Raw genomic sequence first — 16529 nt, 5'->3', positions numbered from 1 at the left:
TCCTTTTGTAAGCGTTTGCTTACAAAGTGCTTTCCCTATGTCACCTTGGCCGAATTAAAACTTCGTAGACTGTAGATGCAAAATACTAACGTACATTACAGGGCCTAATTGGGCAGGGAGAAGGGATATGATCAGTCATACATTTGGTCAGTTACAAAAGGTAGGGCGCTCACTGATGCTACCGGTTTCGGTGTTGCCAGTGGCAGGCTTATTGTTGGGGATAGGCTCAGCGAACTTTAGTTGGATGCCCGCAGCGGTAAGCCAAATTATGGCGCAATCGGGCGAAGCCGTATTTGGTTTTATGCCGCTGTTGTTTGCCATTGGTGTGGCGCTTGGGTTTACCAAAAATGATGGGGTGGCAGCGTTAGCAGGAACCGTGGGCTTGGGCATCATGCTGGCGACCTTAGGTGTCGCGGCCAAGCTAAAAGGGTTGGAGACCACGACCGTTTTAGGTATCACCACACTGCAAACGGGGATCTTCGGCGGCATCATTATGGGGGCGGTCGCTGGCTATATGTTTAACCGTTTTTACCGCATTAAATTGCCAGAATATTTGGGTTTTTTTGCCGGTAAGCGGTTTGTGCCTATCGTGACGGGGTTGGCTGCAATTGTTGTCGGTATTATCATGGCCTTTGTTTGGCCGCCAGTAGGGGCGATGATCGATTCATTTTCCCATTGGACCGCTTATCAAAACCCGATTCTTGCATGGGGCATTTACGGTTTTGGTGAGCGCGCTCTATTACCATTAGGGCTGCATCATATCTGGAACGCCCCGTTTTTCTTTGAGGTGGGCAGTTATACCGATCCTGAAACCGGTAAAGTAATTACGGGCGAGGTGGCACGCTTTTTTGCTGGCGACCCAACGGCGGGACATCTAGGTGGCGGCTTTATGTACACCATGTGGGCATTGCCGGGGGCGGCCTTGGCTATTTATCACTGTGCTAAGCCAGAGAAAAAAGCCATTGTCGGTGGTTTGATGTTTTCAGCGGCATTAACGTCTTGGTTAACGGGCATTACCGAGCCTGTGGAATTTGCCTTCTTGTTTGTTGCGCCCGTGCTCTATGTGATCCATGCGTTCTTAACCGGCATCGGCTTTGCTATCACTAACTTTTTAGAAATTCAGCATGGTCAGTCCTTTGCACACGGCGCCATCGATTTCTTCTTATTCTTACCCCTTTCAACTAAGGCATGGTTGTTCTTAATTATTGGGCCGCTATGGGCAGCGTTTTATTACGTGCTGTTCCGTGTGGTGATCACTAAGTTCGACCTAAAAACGCCGGGTCGCGAAGAGGCTGAAGCCGAACAAGCTGCCGTCGTGGTTGGCTCTGAGTTAGCAACTAACTTAGTCAGCGCCATGGGCGGTAAAGGCAATATTAAAAATATCGATGCGTGTATCACAAGGTTACGCGTCAGTGTGGCTGATATTGATAAGGTCGATATCGCGCGGATCAAAGCACTTGGGGCTCGTGAAGTGGTTGTGGTCGGCGATAACCTACAAGCCATCTTTGGTACCCAATCAGACAACATTAAAACCGAGATTGGGGATGTGTTGGCGATATCTTAGTCCTGAGGCGGATGTCTGGCACCCTTGTGGCTTAACCTTGAGCCAATAACAGCGTTACCTTTCCATTTGCAGGCCCCGCGGCCTGCTTTTTTATACTTCTTGCCTGCTTTAAACTTCCCGCCCATAGGTTGAACTTTTCTGACTATGAAACGTATCGATTTATTGACTCTGTCGCGAATAATTTGAGAGGGGTTAATGAAAAGCGGGCTATTTTGGTTTGGTCAAGATTTAAGGCTACAGGATAATCGAACGTTAGCTCAATTTGCGCAGCAAGTTGACGCCTTAGGCTTAGTGTATGTGGTTGATCCGCGTTGGTTTGCATCCACTAATTACCACCACAAATGGGTGGGGGAACAGCGCTGGCGGTTAATTTGTGAGTCTTTGCAGCAACTCAGAGATCAATTACACCCCCATGGTCATGAATTGCTTGTTGTGCATGGCAAGCCCGAGCAAGTTATCCCTCAATTAGCGCAGCAGTGGCAGGTGGATGTGGTTGGGCATGGTGAACAAGTTGGCTTGTTTGAGCAGCAATTATGGCGCCAAATACAGCAAACCTTGCCTGGACTTGAGTATATTTCTTGTTGGGATAGTACGCTGTTTTCATTGTCGCAGCTCAACATGACCTCCGAGACATTAGGGTCATTTTCGCGATTTCGCAAAGTGATTGAAAAGACCCCCTTGTTACCTCGACCGCCTTATCATTTCGAGTTAACCGCATTACCTACTAGCTTGGTTAATCGCGAACAGGCTAAGCAAGGCTGGATGGGGTTAGCAAACTATGGCGAGGGGGCTTGTGAGCAAAGGCTTCTAGAGGGGGGAGAGTTAAGTGCTATCGCACACATGCAGCGCTACTTTCGTTCGGGTGCGCCAGCCCGTTATAAGCAAACGCGCAACGAGCTGGATGGCTGGCAAAATTCGAGCAAATTGAGCCATTTTTTGGCCCTTGGAAATGTGTCTCCTAGACAGGTTTGGCAGCAGATAAAGGGGTATGAGAGTGAATTTGGCGCTAATGATTCTACCTATTGGTTAGGTTTTGAGCTTTGGTGGCGTGAGTATTTCCAGTGGCTGGCCTTGCATATCAAAGCGGATTTATACCGCTTTCAGGGGCTGGCGACAAAACCGCCGTTAACCAGTTATTACTCTGGTCGCTTCATCCAATGGTGTCAGGGGCAAACGCCTTTTCCATTGGTGAATGCTTGTATGAAGCAACTTAATCAAACGGGCTATATGTCAAATCGAGGGCGACAAATAGTTGCCAGTTGTTTAGTCAACGAGCTGGGTGTTGATTGGCGCTATGGCGCGGCGTATTTTCAACAACAATTGGCGGATCATGACGTCGCGGCCAACTGGGGTAACTGGCAGTATATTGCTGGAGTGGGAGTGGATCCGCGCGGGGGGCGTCATTTTAATGTCGCCAAACAAACGGAGCACTATGATCCCTTGGGGGATTTTGTTGCTCGTTGGCAAGGTGACGCTGGGCAGTTGCCGCTGGATTCTATCGATGCTGCCGATTGGCCTTGCTAAGTTGTGAACTGAGCGCTGAAAAATGCTTGCTTTGACGCACAAAAAAGTACCCTAGAGGACAAATCCTGAATTAAGATAGCCGGCAAATATTATTGAGGAGTAGATAACATGCCAAAGGCAAGTGAAATCAAAAAAAACATGGCCATTGAATTCAATGGCGAGGCTTACATAGTGCGTGACATTGAGCGCTCGGTACCGCAAGGCCGTGCTGGTGGCAGTATTTACCGTATGCGCATGTACAGCGTAGGTACAAACCATAAAGTGGATCAGTCTTTCAAGGATTCTGAAATGCTGACGTTGGCAGACTTAACTCGTCGCCCTGTTACTTTCTCTTATTCAGATGGTGACGAGTATGTGTTTATGGATAGCGAAGACTACACGTCATACAGCTTTAACAAAGAAGCGATTGCTGATGAACTTCTTTTTATCAATGAAGACACTCAAGGTGTACAAGCGATCATCGTCAATGATGCGCCAGTCGCCATTGATCTACCGAGTAGCGTAGAGCTGGTGATTGTGGAGACGGAGCCGTCTCTGAAAGGCGGTTCGGCAACGGCGCGAACTAAGCCTGCAACCTTGTCTACGGGGTTAGTGGTGCAAGTGCCTGAGCACATAGCACAAGGCGACAAGATTAAAATCAACGTTGAAGAGCGTAAGTTTACCAGTCGTGCATAATGCGTGCATAATGCGTGCATAATGGTATGAGCTTGAACTCAGCCTCTTAGGTTTACCGCTAATGATGCGGTAAACCTCTTTCTTGATATTTATCCCTTACGTTTTTTGGTGCCACCCTGTACCGCTTTAAATCTTGGGTTACTCTTACAAATGACATACAAACGTCCGCGTCTTTTCACGATTTGACAATCGCGATGACGTTGCTTGGCGGATTTCAGAGAACTCAGTACCTGCATTATTTTTCCTTATTGGTTTTGGTGAAACCAAAGCGATTGTTAAATTTGGCAATACGACCCTCAGACTTCACTAAGCTTTGCTTGCCGGTATAGAAAGGATGCGACTCACTGGACGTATCTAAGTAACAAACGGGGTAGTGCTTGCCGTCGTGCCACTCCATGGTCTGATCGCTTTTATAGGTGGACCGGATCAAAAAGGAGTGATTGGCTGAAGTATCGTGAAAGATAACGTAGTCATATTCTGGGTGGATATTTGCTTGCATGGGTCTCGCTTAAGGTTGTGATGTTATATTGTAACACTAATGCAATTGATAATGATTATCAATAATTATTTTTGGATCGTTGTTTGCTTAGTTTTGCTAAGAGACGTACTTTGGTTGTTTTGAGGTCAAGATAGTCAAAATCATGCCGATATACTTGGTTAAGACGATAAGGATTATTTATGTATAAGTATTTATTAGGTTTATTTTGCTGTACTATCACCGCGGTTCATGCTGCGGAAAACTATGAAGTGGTTCAGCTATATACCCAAGATGAGCTGATAGTCCTGATCAATAAAAACCAACACCTGGCACAAGTGAAAAAAGATGAGTGTCAGTTGGTGCAAGACATTGAAGCTCATGCCGAGAAAGTGCGAGAGCCTGCCTATCAATTTCTATGGGGAGATATGCTGGCTTGGGGCGTGTGTGTTGAAAAAGACCCTGAGCTCGGCGTTTACTACATGTGGGAAGCGGCAAATCAAGGCTTGCCAGCGGCGTTGGAACAGCTAGGGCGATATTATACTAAAGGCATTTTAGTACAGCGGGATATAGCGCGTGCGCTCCCCTTGTTAAGAGAATCAGCCGGTTTGGGCTTTTTGCCTGCACAGTTGCAGTGGGCACAATTATTGGTACAAGGAGAGGGAAGCCCAAAAGATTATGAAGAGGCTTATCGTTTGCTACATCATGCCATCATTGCCGACCAGAAAACCCATCGCCAAGCTGCGCGGTTGTTAAGTCAGTTGAGTCAAAAAATGCCTGCCAACGTGGTTGCCCGCGCCAAACGTATTGCTCCATAGTTTAAATCGTGAAAGGTTTAACTCATGAAAGGTTGAACTTGTGAAAGGAGCCGGCCGTAAACGGAGTGTTACGGCCAAAAAAATAGGGAGCGTCCTGCTCCCTCAATAAGGAATGAATATACCTATGCTCTACTCTTTAAAGGTTAGTCGTTGCTAGGGCATTTATCCTGATAATATTTTTTTTTATTTTCTTGCCATTTATCCAATCCTGAACAACGAGAAATTTCCTACAATAAACAAGGGATTTGGATATACTGGCAGTATTCCGTTGAGGAGAAATACCGATGTCAAATGACCCACACCAAGCGCGTGAGGCGCAAAAGTACGATAAGCCCATCCCTAGCCGTGAATTTATTCTTAACTTATTGGAAAAGTTAGGCAAACCTGCGACCCGCGATACCCTTTTTGAAATGCTTGAACTTAAAACCGATGACGATTACATCGCACTGCGACGTCGTTTGAAGGCGATGGAGCGAGATGGTCAGTTGGTGTATTGCCGCAATGCCAGCTACGCCCTGCCGGACAAGCTGGAGCTAGTGAAAGGCAAGGTGATAGGTCATAAAGATGGCTTTGGCTTTGTTAAGCCTGACGAGGGCGGGGTGGATTTATTTTTACCGCCGAAGCAAATGATGTCCTTATTTCATGGCGATTATGTGTTGGTTCAGCCAGTTAAAGTGGATGCCAAAGGACGCACCGAAGCGCGTTTGATCCGAGTGCTCGACGATAAGCCGATTCAGGTCGTAGGGCGGTTTTTTCTTGAGGATGGAGTGGGCTTTGTGGTGCCCGATGATAGCCGCATTGCCCAAGATATCATTGTGCCCACCGATGCCAGAAATGGTGCGCGTCATGGCCAGGTGGTGGTCACCGAAATCACCACGCGCCCGCGCATTCGTGTTAATGCCATAGGTAAAGTGATTGAAATTTTGGGTCAGAATATGGCGCCGGGGATGGAAGTAGAAATCGCATTGCGTACCCATGACATTCCTCACTCTTGGCCCAATGGCATCGATAAAGAGCTGCAAGCCTTTGGTGATACGGTGCCAGAGCATGCGAAAGAAGGTCGTGTAGATTTACGCAAATTACCTTTGATCACCATAGATGGTGAGGATGCCCGCGACTTTGATGATGCCGTGTATTGTGAGAAGAAACCATCGGGAGGTTGGCGCCTATGGGTGGCCATTGCCGATGTGAGCTATTACGTGCGCCATGGCAGCATCTTAGACAAGGAAGCATTAAATCGCGGCAACTCGGTGTATTTCCCCGATCAAGTGGTGCCCATGTTGCCGGAAAAACTGTCTAATGGTTTGTGTTCGCTCAACCCTCAAGTCGACCGCTTGTGTATGGTCTGTGAAATGACCGTTTCAGCGGCGGGGCGTTTGTCTGGTTATAAGTTTTATGAAGCCGTGATGAACTCTCATGCGCGTTTTACCTATACCAAGGTCGCGAGTATTTTGGATGGCGATGAAGCCCTGCGTGAGCAATATGCGAGCCATGTTAAACACTTGCATGAGTTGCACACCATGTACCATGCCCTGAAAAAAGCCCGTCATATTCGCGGCGGCATGGAGTTTGAAACCCAAGAAACCCGCTTTATTTTCAATTCACAGCGTAAGATTGAGCAGATAGTGCCGTTGGTGCGCAACGATGCCCATAAGATCATCGAAGAATGTATGATCCAAGCCAATGTGGCGGCCGCGCGATATATCGAAAAAATGGAAGCACATGCCCTGTTTCGGGTGCACGAACGTCCCGGCGAAGAAAAGCTCAATGGTTTTAGAAGCTTCCTTGCTGAGCTTGGCCTAGAGCTACGCGGTGGCATGGAGCCTGCGCCGCGCGATTATGCGGATTTAGCCGATCAAATTCATGACCGCCCCGATGCCGAGTTGATTCAAACCATGTTGCTACGTTCAATGAAGCAAGCCGTGTATCAAGATGAAAACGTCGGTCACTTTGGCTTAGCCCTTAAAGAATACGCGCACTTTACCTCGCCGATCCGCCGGTATCCCGATTTGATTCTGCATCGCGCCATTAAGTATCAGTTGGTGAAAGAAGTGAAGAATCCGGGGCACCGTTGGACCGATACAGGTGGTTATCATTACCTCGCCGATGACATGCCTATACTAGGCGAGCAATGTTCGATGACCGAGCGTCGGGCCGATGATGCGACCCGAGATGTCGCCGATGCGCTGAAATGTGAATACATGCAAGATCATGTCGGCGATGAAATGGTTGGTACGATTGCCGCGGTGACCAACTTTGGCTTTTTCGTGCGCCTCAATGATTTGCATATTGATGGCTTAGTGCACGTCACCTCTTTACCCGGTGATTATTATCAGTATGATGCCGGACGACAAGTGATGCAGGGCGAGCGCACCGGGCGTGTGTTTAGAATTGGTGATACCCTCACGGTTAAAGTACTCTCGGTTAATTTAGACGATAAGAAAATTGACTTTGAATTAGCCGGAGAAGAGGGCGGGCGTCGTCGCTCGGGTCGTAAGGCCAAACCCGCTCGCGTGACAGATGTCGATAGGCTGATTGGTAATGACAGCAAGCAAACCGAGTCGAAGCGCAGCAAGCAAGACTTGCAACCCGAGGGGCGAGGCAAAAAGCGTAAAGGCAAAGGCCGCGCTGGTGAGCTAGAGTTTGGCAAACCTAAGAAGAAAAAAACCGTTAAGAAATCGAAACGGCCGGCAAAAAATAAGAAAAAAGTGAAGAAAGCGAAATGAGTAAATCAGAATTAATCTACGGCATTCATGCCGTTGCGGCCACATTAGAAAGCAATCCTGAGCGTATTATTGAGGTTTATGCCCTTAAAGGGCGCCAAGACGATCGCATGTTGCCTCTTATTAGCAGCCTACAAAAAATGGGTGTGTCGGTGCAATTTATGCAGCGCAAAGCCTTGGACGATAAATCCCAAGGTGGTCAGCATCAGGGCATTATTGCCAGAGTGAAGCCTGCGCCGGTACTGAATGAAGCGGATTTGGATGACATATTAAAAGCCAATGACGGGGCGGTGTTCCTCTTGATTTTAGATGGCGTCACCGACCCGCATAACCTAGGCGCTTGTTTACGTAGTGCCGATGCGGCGGGCGTGCATGCCGTGGTGGTGCCAAAGGATAAGTCGGCAAGTTTAACGCCGATTGTACGCAAGGTGGCTTGTGGCGCAGCAGAAAGCGTGCCTTTGATTCAAGTGACCAACTTGGCGCGTACCTTACGTGAACTACAAGAAGCGGGCGTGTGGCTTTATGGTGCCGCGGGTGAAGCCACCCAAAGTATCTATGAAACCAAATTGACGGGCTCGGTTGGCTTAGTGATGGGCGCAGAAGGTGCCGGTTTGCGCCGTTTAACGCGCGAGCATTGTGACGAGCTAATTAGTTTGCCAATGGCGGGCGCGGTGTCTAGCCTAAACGTGTCGGTGGCAACGGGTATTTGCTTGTTTGAAGTGGTGCGCCAGCGCGGCGATTACCAAGTTAAGTAACCCCGATGGTGGCTGAATTTAATTGGCAAGCATGCCATTTTCAGCAGCTGAGTGCGCAGCAGTGGTATCAAATCGCCGCGCTGCGCATGGCTATTTTTGTGGTTGAGCAAAACTGCCCCTATCAAGACTTGGATGGGTTAGATTGTCATCCGCAAACCCTGCATTTATGCCTCTGGCGCAATGAGCAACACAGCGACAGTCTGGTTGCCTATTTACGTATTCTGCCCCCAAATACTGCTTATCCGCAGCCGTCGATTGGTCGGGTGATAGTCGCCGCAAGTGAACGAGGCCAAGGTTTAGGCCATCAATTAATGCAACGTGCGGTGAAGCTTGCCGAGCAATACTTTTCTCCGCCTTTATATCTCAGTGCGCAAACGCATTTAGTGGAATATTACCATCAACATGGCTTTACCCCTCACGGGGCGGGCTACCTGGAAGACGGTATTCCTCATCAAGGCATGCTTTGGTCTAAAACAAATAACGCAGATTAACCTTGTTGGAGAATTCGTGGTTCTCGGTATCCTTGGGTACATTTTGGGTGTAGCTGTGGCTAAAGTTTAACACCAGCGATAAATCATCTAGGATCTTGTTTTCGAACTTGGCATCGATTAATGAAATGGTATTTTTTTGCCCTGTTTCTAATGAGGTGTCGAGATAAAATGTCAGCTTATCGTGAAATGAATGGCGGAACTTCATCACGCTACGAATGATCCCTTCTTCTATGCGTTCGTTATCTGAGCTGTCTTCTTGAGGTTTCGCGTAACGATAGCCTGGGCCAACTTCGATACTGAGCCGCTGCTTTTTTTGGTCGATAAAGGTTCGACCATAACCGGTAGAGTAAGTGAATTCCTTGGCAAAACTGGCGTATTTATGGCGCTTTAAATCGGTACGAATAAAGGCATAATCTTTTTTGGCGAAGGCGTAGTCGGCTTGGAACTGGGTACGACTTTTACGGGTGAAGGGCTCCTTGTCGCTACTGGCATAGTCAAAGCTGTATTTGATAAAACCACTTAGGGCTTGGTCGGCATCGTACTCAATCGCCAATACGCTATTGAGTGCGCTGGTTGTTTTATTGCTTTTATCATAGTTCCAACCAAATTCGATAGATGATTGCCATGGCTCAATGGGGTCTTGGTACTCAGGGGGCACGATAGCGTGCGCTGAGGTGCAACAGAGAGAAGCGAATAAAAGAGCGCGCATAAATGACCTATGGTGGTTTTTTTTCTATTTTAGAAGCCTTTAGCCGTAAAAAAAAGGCTAGCGTGATGGCCGATTATTTCCCTTGTGTCAGATGAACTTGAACTGTATAATCTGCGGCCTTAAATCAGTCATCACCTTTTGTTCCTTGCTTCTGACGGTACCCGACTGAGCCGCACACAGAGGCTGATTAAACCCGTAAGGATCAAGTAAATGCGTCATTACGAAATCGTATTTATGGTTCACCCTGACCAGAGTGAACAAGTTAACGGCATGATCGAGCGTTACAGCGCGATGATCACCGACAATGGCGGTACTATTCACCGTCTAGAAGATTGGGGCCGTCGCCAATTGGCTTACCCAATCAACAAGCTACACAAAGCACACTACGTTCTATTAAACGTAGAAGCTGAACAAGCTGTAATCGACGAATTGGAAACTGCTTTCCGTTTCAACGATGCTGTGATCCGTAACATGATCATGCGTACTAAAGCTGCGATCACTGAAGTTTCTCCAATGGCGAAAGCTAAAGAAGAGCGTCAATCACGTGATTCTCGTCCAGCTGTAGAGTCTGCTCCAGTAGCGGAAGAAGCTGAACAGGCTGCTAGCGAAGAGTAATTTGTGTCAGAAAACTGTTTGCAACTCAGTGGTGAGTTAATTAGCTCTCCTAAGTTGACGAAAAGTCCAGCGGGTATTGTTCATTGCAAATTTAAGCTGAAACATGAATCGCGGCAAACAGAAGCTAACTTTATTCGCCAATGCTTTTGCATTATGCCCATCGTGGTAGCGGGTGAGATGGCAACACAGATTTCAAATCAAATAGAGAAGGGCAGTAAAATTAAAGCAAGTGGATTTCTTGCTAGCCATAAAACCCGAAGTGGTGTTGGTGAATTGGTTTTACATGCTCAGTACATTGAGAAAATTATTTAAGGATCAGGCAAATGGCACGTTATTTCCGTCGTCGTAAGTTCTGTCGTTTCACTGCTGAAGGCGTGAGCGAAATTGATTATAAAGATGTAGCTACGCTAAAAAACTACATCACTGAAAGTGGTAAAATTGTACCTAGCCGTATCACTGGCACACGTGCAAAATACCAACGTCAGCTAGCTCGTGCTATCAAGCGCGCACGCTACCTGTCTCTTTTACCATACACTGACCTACATCAGTAAGAGGGGAAGTAGACATGGATATTATTCTATTAGATAAAGTGGCTAACCTAGGTACTTTAGGTGACACCGTTTCTGTTAAAGCTGGTTACGCTCGTAACTTCCTTTTCCCACAAGGTAAAGCGGTTCCTGCTAACAAAGCAAACACAGAAAAATTCGAAGCACGTCGTGCTGAGCTTGAAGCGAAAATTGCTGCAGACCTAAGTGCTGCTGAGCAACGTGGTGAGAAGCTAAATGCACTAGAAGCGATCGTCATTGCTTCTAAAGCGGGCGACGAAGGTAAACTATTTGGTTCAATCGGTACTCGTGATATCGCTGATGCAGTTTCTGCAGCTGGCGTAGAAGTAGCGAAGAGCGAAGTTCGTCTTCCAGAAGGTGTTCTACGTAACACTGGCGAATACGACATCGCTATCCAAGTTCACAGCGATGTAACTGCAACGGTTAAAGTTTCAGTTGTTGCTGCAGAATAAGCATTAATTGCTTACTCTTGAAAACCGGCTTAGGCCGGTTTTTTTGTGCCTTGAAAATATTTCGGGCATAAAAAAACGAGGCAAACTTGCCTCGTTTTTTAGATAGTGCATGCTTAGATTAACGCGTACCAAATACCACGATAGTTTTACCGTGCGCAGAGATAAGGTTTTGCTCTTCTAGCATCTTCAAAATACGACCCACGGTTTCGCGTGAACAACCCACGATTTGACCGATTTCTTGACGGGTGATCTTGATTTGCATGCCGTCTGGGTGAGTCATTGCATCAGGTTGCTTCGCTAGGCTAAGCAGCGTTTGAGCAATACGGCCGGTGACGTCTAAGAAGGCTAGGTCGCCCACTTTTTGGCTGGTTTCTTGTAAACGCGCACCCATCTGCGACGATAAACGCATTAGGATTTCTGGGTTTACTTGAATCAGTTGACGGAATTTCTTGTACGAAATCTCAGCCACTTCACAGGGTGATTTTGCTCTGATCCAAGCGGTGCGGATTGGGTTTTCTGAATCGTCAAATAACCCTAATTCACCCATAAAGTCCCCCTGATTCAGGTAAGACAGGATCATTTCTTTGCCTTCTTCATCCTTGATCAACACAGCAACTGAACCTTTTACGATGTAGTAAAGGGTTTCAGCTTTTTCACCAGCGTGGATTAATGTGCTTTTAGAAGGATACTTGTGGATATGGCAGTGCGACAAAAACCATTCTAACGTCGGATCTGCTTGAGGTTTACCAAGTACCATATGTGTTCCTCTATGACTGTATGTTACCGCTTCAATCCTGTTGCACCTGCAGCGAGACATCATTAGCAGTGAGCTTTATAATTAACGCATGATAGCATAAAAGCCTTGTGGTTATGCTGCAAGTCTTGAATGATAAAGTTATAAAATTAGCGCTGGATCAGGTTTTTACATTGATGTTGTTATGAACATGGGTGTGAAATAAGTCACGTTTTTTGAGTCATCTATTGAGTGAGAAGAATATGCAAGTAAAAGTCGATTGGTCACAAGCATTACAGTTCGTCGGGCAATCAAGTAAAGGTCATCAGGTATTGATGGACGGTAACAGTGGCACTTCGGGTGCTAGCCCGATGGAATTAGTACTGATGGCCATTGCTGGCTGCAGTAGCGTGGATATTGTTTCTGATTTACAGCAAGCCGGACAAGGGGTTGAAGCCTGCAGTGTGGATGTTAAGGCGCAGCGCGCCGAGACCGCCCCTAAAGTATTTACGCAAATTGATTTGATTTATACCTTAACAGGCCAAGGTGTAGACGCGAACGAAGTCGCAAAGGCGATTGATGCCTCGATGGATAAGTATTGCTCGGTAGCAAAAATGCTTGAGTCGACCGCACAGATCAATGCTAGCTTTGTGATTAATCCTTAATTATTAGGTCTGCTCATCAAGCATCGAGTTTGATGAGCACGATAACCAGTTAACTAAGCTATCTTCCCCGTTGCCATTAATTGTCGGATCAAAGGCGTTAATAGCAGCTCCATTGCAAATCCCATTTTACCCCCAGGCACGACGATGGTATTCATTCGTGACATATAGGAGCCATCAATCATGGATAACAGATAAGGGAAGTCCATGTTTTTAATGCCTCGGAAACGGATCACTAACAAGCTTTCGTCTAAAGAAGGAATGTTCTTGGCACTAAATGGGTTTGAGGTATCCACCAAAGGAACGCGCTGAAAGTTAATATGGGTGCGTGAAAATTGCGGCGTGATAAAGTTAATGTAATCATCCATGGAGCGAACAATGGAATCGGTGACCGCTTCACGGGAATGGCCACGCTCTGAGGTATCGCGTACCAGTTTTTGGATCCATTCTAGGTTAACGATAGGGACCATGCCGATGAGAAAGTCGACATGTTGAGCGACGTTGACCTCACCATCGCACACCGCACCGTGTAAGCCTTCGTAAAACAACAAGTCGGTGTTGTCTTCTAACTCTTGCCACGGGGTAAAGGTACCAGGCATTTGGTTATACGGCACGGCTTCATCAAAGGTATGCAGGTAACGACGAAACTTACCTGTGCCTGTTTCGCCATATTCTTTCATAAAATGCTCAAGTTGTTCAAAGTCATTGGCTTGGGGGCCGAAATAACTAATGTGTTTACCTTGCTCACGTGCCTTGCGCACTGCCACATCCATTTCAGGGCGGGTGTAGCGGTGGAAACTGTCGCCTTCTACAAAGGCCGCTTTAATGCCGAGTTGTCGGAAAATTTGCGCAAAGGCTAAGGTTGTAGTGGATGTGCCCGCGCCAGAAGAGCCGGTGATCGCGATAATGGGATGCGTAGCTGACATGAAAACACCTTAAGCTAAAAAGTCGACATAGGAATAGCAGTTTAGGGGAAAAATATCCGACCGCAAATGCTTTAGCAGATCAAACTGTTATTTTCTGCACTTACTTGCTCTTTTGGCACGATATTGACCGACTCATGAAGCTCAGAATAAACGATAACCACCTGCCCTGACGCAAGCTGTGCCCTTACTTGTGCCACCTTATCGGCTAGGCTTACGTCCTGCTCGCCATATTCCGTGCCCTCTCGCAGGACAAAATGCTCAATTAACTCGGTTAACGTATCGGGTTGGATTTCTTGATAAGGAATAATCATTTAGCGCTCTAGATAAATCGATTTAACCACACGGGGATAGTTTGCTCCAACCAAAATTGGGGCTGATGTATATTACCGTGGACAAAGCCGACATGCCCGCCTTTTTCACTGATCATCAACTCAACCTGTTGGCTTACTTGATCGGCGGTTGGGATCACCGCGGTTGTCATAAAGGGATCATCCTGAGCGTGGATCAGTAAGCTTGGGGTGTGGATCGCACTGAGCTTATGAAATGCGCTGCACTGCTGATAATAATCATTGGCACTGGCAAAGCCATGAAGGGGAGCGGTGATAGCCTGATCAAAATCGTGAAAGTTCTGTATTTCGGTTGGATGGGGCAAGGTAAACTCAGCCAGTGCACCGGTTTGTATTTTGTTAGCTAAGTTGCGCTTCATTCGGCTGAGCAAATGATGCTGATAAACCCGAGAAAACCCTTTTTGTAGTCTTTTTGCACAAAGCTCAAGACGTAATGGCGCCGAGACCGACACCGCCGCTTTTAGCGCCGTAGGCTCTGGTTCGGCGACGAGATTGAGCAGCATATTGCCACCCAGAGAATATCCGATGGCCACGAGAGGGTGCTCAGGATAATGCTGGTTTAACCAAGTTAATAAGAATCGCGCATCTTGGGTTTCCCCACTGTGGTAACTGCGCGCGGTTAAGTTCGGCCGACCGCTGCAACCGCGAAAATGCATTAAACAGCCAATCCAGCCTGCTTTTTTTATGGCGTGGAGCATGCCTTGCGCATAAGGCGAGTGTAACGACCCTTCCAAGCCGTGAAACAACACCACGATGGGCTTAGGGTAGTGAGCCTTGGGGGGCTCTGTCCAAATCAGGTCTAAAAAGTCACCATCAGGCGTGGTGATGGTTTGTTGGTGCAGGTGCTGGCGAAATTGGCGCTTGAGTAAGGTGGGGAGCAAGGTTTGTAGGTGCGCATTAGCGCACCACAGTGGCGCCGAAAATGGGGACAACGCAGCGGTCACCCATTTAGCCCTCTTGATACAGGCCTAAGTGTTCTTTGGCATATGCTTCGAACTCAGTACAACCGCCGACATGGGTTTTATCTAAGAAGATCTGTGGCACGGTTTCAACCGGCTTGCCCACGGTTTTTTCCAAGTCGGCTTTGCTGATACCTTCAGCTTGGATATCAACATAGCGAAATTTAAAATCGTCGCGTGACTCGGTTAATGTCTCGGCGATTTCTTTAGCGCGAACACAATACGGACAACCTGGGCGACCAAAAATAACGGCTAACATAATAATTTCCTTCGGTGATTATCAACTAAGCCATAGCATAGAGCAAAAGCAGCTTAGGTGATATTGGTTTATAACAGTCAGTCTGATAGGTACTAGCTATCAAACTGAGCGTTAGGGTTAGATATTATTAAACAACACCTCTAGTCTAAGGGTGATAGAAGCTTCATCTCGTCTCGATTCATACTCTTCTTTTGGCCATTCGATGGCCGGGGTGATTTCATAGAAAAACCATTTACGCAGAATGTTTTGACGGTAGCGGACTGCCAGACGTTGATTGGCTAGGTAGCGATAAGGTTGGGTTTTACCGTACAGACTGGCTTCATAGGCTAACGCACGTTTGTCGGACAGGTATTGGTATAGTGTGATCCCCGTGCCGAGCTCAGAGCCGTCAAATTCCGTGGAGAATTTAACGAAGTTATTCCAACGAATTAATAAGTTCTGGTTTAGCCTATGGTCCAAGTCAATACTGGTATTACTGCCGGTTTCTTTCTTCTTTTGATACACCTTTTGGGTGATACGTGCATAGGTGGCATCATTGACGGGATAGATATAACGATAGCGGGCTTCGATGCCAGGGTGCAAACTCACTTTAAAATTTAAACTAGAGCGACCTTTAACAAACCAATCATACTGCAAGCCCAAGGTATTTTTGGTGTCATCTGAGCTACCGGGAAACAAATCGGCTACCTTGCTATCACTGTCATTATCAAAAACAAGTTTGAGGCGCTTGGTTGCCTTGGGAATATGTACCCGAGCAGAGAGGCGGGTTTCATAGTCAAAGCCTTCGCCTTCGGTGTACTTAAAGTCGTTATACCAGCGTACCATGGTGCCGGCTCTGGCATCTTCACTCACCCGCTCATCAACGAAGAAATCATCAAACCAAAGGGCGGGCTCACACATCTTAGTATTGAGATAATCATAGGCTTTGTCGAGCATGGTGTTATGCGGACTTTCGTATTCACACAGGCTTTCGTTTTCATCTTGTTCTGAGTCTGCCGCTAGGGGCGACGTTGATATCGTTGCCAACAACAACAGCGGGTAGAGTTTGTGCACTTTCGTTCCTTGTCTCATTGGCGCCCCCTTATTACTGCAAATTGCATTTATTGCAGCCTAGTAACCCGTTTTGCGCGACGAGCAATATCGGGCTGTGGTGAACATGCAGCGAACCGAGACCTGACGGCTTGGTCTAAGCGCCAAGGGATTGTCGCTGAGCAGACACCTTGAGGAATATACCCCAGTTAGCTAACCGTAAGTATAAACGCCAGTTGGATAAATG

21 protein-coding genes are annotated in these 16529 nt (G+C 47.1%); 12 read left to right on the top strand and 9 right to left on the bottom strand.

What is annotated here, in order from left to right:
* Positions 1 to 127 precede the first annotated feature (127 nt).
* From ptsG to efpL, 3 genes are all read left to right on the top strand, one after another.
* Positions 128 to 1564, top strand: a complete 1437-nt coding sequence (gene ptsG / locus K6Y21_RS04325) for a glucose-specific PTS transporter subunit IIBC (protein ID WP_238486330.1) — start codon at positions 128 to 130, stop codon at positions 1562 to 1564.
* A gap of 195 nt (positions 1565 to 1759) precedes the next feature.
* Complete coding sequence (locus tag K6Y21_RS04320; RefSeq protein WP_233070534.1) at positions 1760 to 3088, top strand: DASH family cryptochrome; 1329 nt, start codon at positions 1760 to 1762, stop codon at positions 3086 to 3088.
* A gap of 108 nt (positions 3089 to 3196) precedes the next feature.
* Positions 3197 to 3763, top strand: a complete 567-nt coding sequence (gene efpL / locus K6Y21_RS04315; protein WP_233070533.1) for an elongation factor P-like protein EfpL — start codon at positions 3197 to 3199, stop codon at positions 3761 to 3763.
* Between the two features lie 89 nt (positions 3764 to 3852).
* Here efpL and ykgO read toward each other — a convergent pair whose 3' ends face one another.
* Positions 3853 to 3999 carry a type B 50S ribosomal protein L36 gene (gene ykgO / locus K6Y21_RS04310; protein WP_232801476.1) on the bottom strand — a complete coding sequence of 49 codons (147 nt, stop codon included), beginning with the start codon at positions 3997 to 3999 and terminating at the stop codon, positions 3853 to 3855.
* A complete protein-coding gene (locus K6Y21_RS04305) occupies positions 3999 to 4262 on the bottom strand; it encodes a type B 50S ribosomal protein L31 (protein WP_233070532.1) in 264 nt (87 codons plus the stop codon). The genes ykgO and K6Y21_RS04305 overlap by 1 nt, the downstream gene beginning before the upstream one ends.
* Positions 4263 to 4441: 179 nt before the next feature.
* Between K6Y21_RS04305 and K6Y21_RS04300 the strand changes: the two genes are divergently transcribed.
* From K6Y21_RS04300 to K6Y21_RS04285, 4 genes are all read left to right on the top strand, one after another.
* A complete protein-coding gene (locus K6Y21_RS04300; RefSeq protein WP_233070531.1) occupies positions 4442 to 5056 on the top strand; it encodes a tetratricopeptide repeat protein in 615 nt (204 codons plus the stop codon).
* A gap of 284 nt (positions 5057 to 5340) precedes the next feature.
* On the top strand, positions 5341 to 7782 hold the full coding sequence (gene rnr / locus K6Y21_RS04295) for a ribonuclease R (RefSeq protein WP_233070529.1): 2442 nt from the start codon (positions 5341 to 5343) through the stop codon (positions 7780 to 7782).
* Positions 7779 to 8534, top strand: coding sequence for a 23S rRNA (guanosine(2251)-2'-O)-methyltransferase RlmB (gene rlmB, locus K6Y21_RS04290; RefSeq protein ID WP_233070528.1), 756 nt, complete (start codon positions 7779 to 7781; stop codon positions 8532 to 8534). The genes rnr and rlmB overlap by 4 nt, the downstream gene beginning before the upstream one ends.
* A 5-nt stretch (positions 8535 to 8539) precedes the next feature.
* Positions 8540 to 9025, top strand: coding sequence for a GNAT family N-acetyltransferase (locus K6Y21_RS04285; protein ID WP_233070527.1), 486 nt, complete (start codon positions 8540 to 8542; stop codon positions 9023 to 9025).
* On the opposite strand, the gene K6Y21_RS04280 is transcribed toward K6Y21_RS04285, so the two are convergent.
* Entirely contained in the window at positions 9003 to 9734 is a 732-nt protein-coding gene (locus K6Y21_RS04280) for a DUF481 domain-containing protein (RefSeq protein ID WP_233070526.1), read from the bottom strand. The genes K6Y21_RS04285 and K6Y21_RS04280 overlap by 23 nt on opposite strands.
* Positions 9735 to 9944: 210 nt before the next feature.
* Here K6Y21_RS04280 and rpsF point away from each other — a divergent pair, with 210 nt between their 5' ends.
* Genes rpsF through rplI form a run of 4 tightly spaced genes read left to right on the top strand, consistent with a single transcriptional unit; the run spans position 9945 to position 11367 of the window.
* A complete protein-coding gene (gene rpsF / locus K6Y21_RS04275) occupies positions 9945 to 10349 on the top strand; it encodes a 30S ribosomal protein S6 (RefSeq protein ID WP_233070524.1) in 405 nt (134 codons plus the stop codon).
* 3 nt (positions 10350 to 10352) lie between these two features.
* Complete coding sequence (gene priB / locus K6Y21_RS04270) at positions 10353 to 10661, top strand: primosomal replication protein N (RefSeq protein ID WP_233070523.1); 309 nt, start codon at positions 10353 to 10355, stop codon at positions 10659 to 10661.
* Between the two features lie 11 nt (positions 10662 to 10672).
* Positions 10673 to 10900, top strand: coding sequence for a 30S ribosomal protein S18 (gene rpsR / locus K6Y21_RS04265; RefSeq protein WP_233070522.1), 228 nt, complete (start codon positions 10673 to 10675; stop codon positions 10898 to 10900).
* 14 nt (positions 10901 to 10914) lie between these two features.
* A complete protein-coding gene (gene rplI, locus K6Y21_RS04260; RefSeq protein ID WP_233070521.1) occupies positions 10915 to 11367 on the top strand; it encodes a 50S ribosomal protein L9 in 453 nt (150 codons plus the stop codon).
* Positions 11368 to 11485: 118 nt separating this feature from the next.
* Here rplI and crp read toward each other — a convergent pair whose 3' ends face one another.
* Positions 11486 to 12124 (bottom strand): cAMP-activated global transcriptional regulator CRP, encoded by a 639-nt coding sequence (gene crp, locus K6Y21_RS04255; protein ID WP_233070520.1) that lies wholly within the window; start codon positions 12122 to 12124, stop codon positions 11486 to 11488.
* 239 nt (positions 12125 to 12363) lie between these two features.
* Between crp and K6Y21_RS04250 the strand changes: the two genes are divergently transcribed.
* Positions 12364 to 12765 (top strand): OsmC family protein, encoded by a 402-nt coding sequence (locus tag K6Y21_RS04250; protein WP_233070518.1) that lies wholly within the window; start codon positions 12364 to 12366, stop codon positions 12763 to 12765.
* A 53-nt stretch (positions 12766 to 12818) separates the two neighbouring features.
* Here the strand turns inward: K6Y21_RS04250 and K6Y21_RS04245 are convergent, their stop codons facing one another.
* The 5 genes from K6Y21_RS04245 to K6Y21_RS04225 all read right to left on the bottom strand — a co-directional run bounded on the left by K6Y21_RS04245 (position 12819) and on the right by K6Y21_RS04225 (position 16324).
* Entirely contained in the window at positions 12819 to 13688 is an 870-nt protein-coding gene (locus K6Y21_RS04245; RefSeq protein WP_233070516.1) for a phosphoribulokinase, read from the bottom strand.
* A gap of 71 nt (positions 13689 to 13759) precedes the next feature.
* Complete coding sequence (locus K6Y21_RS04240) at positions 13760 to 13999, bottom strand: YheU family protein (protein WP_233070512.1); 240 nt, start codon at positions 13997 to 13999, stop codon at positions 13760 to 13762.
* An 8-nt stretch (positions 14000 to 14007) separates the two neighbouring features.
* On the bottom strand, positions 14008 to 14979 hold the full coding sequence (locus K6Y21_RS04235; RefSeq protein WP_233070511.1) for a hydrolase: 972 nt from the start codon (positions 14977 to 14979) through the stop codon (positions 14008 to 14010).
* A gap of 4 nt (positions 14980 to 14983) precedes the next feature.
* Complete coding sequence (locus K6Y21_RS04230; RefSeq protein ID WP_233070510.1) at positions 14984 to 15253, bottom strand: GrxA family glutaredoxin; 270 nt, start codon at positions 15251 to 15253, stop codon at positions 14984 to 14986.
* Between the two features lie 117 nt (positions 15254 to 15370).
* Entirely contained in the window at positions 15371 to 16324 is a 954-nt protein-coding gene (locus K6Y21_RS04225) for a hypothetical protein (RefSeq protein WP_233070509.1), read from the bottom strand.
* Positions 16325 to 16529 lie beyond the last annotated feature (205 nt).

Source organism: Motilimonas eburnea, assembly GCF_021295345.1.
GTDB classification, from domain to species: domain Bacteria; phylum Pseudomonadota; class Gammaproteobacteria; order Enterobacterales; family CBDFNC01; genus Motilimonas; species Motilimonas eburnea.
Note: the sequence above shows the minus strand (reverse complement) of the source record. Positions and strands in the feature narration are given on the sequence as shown.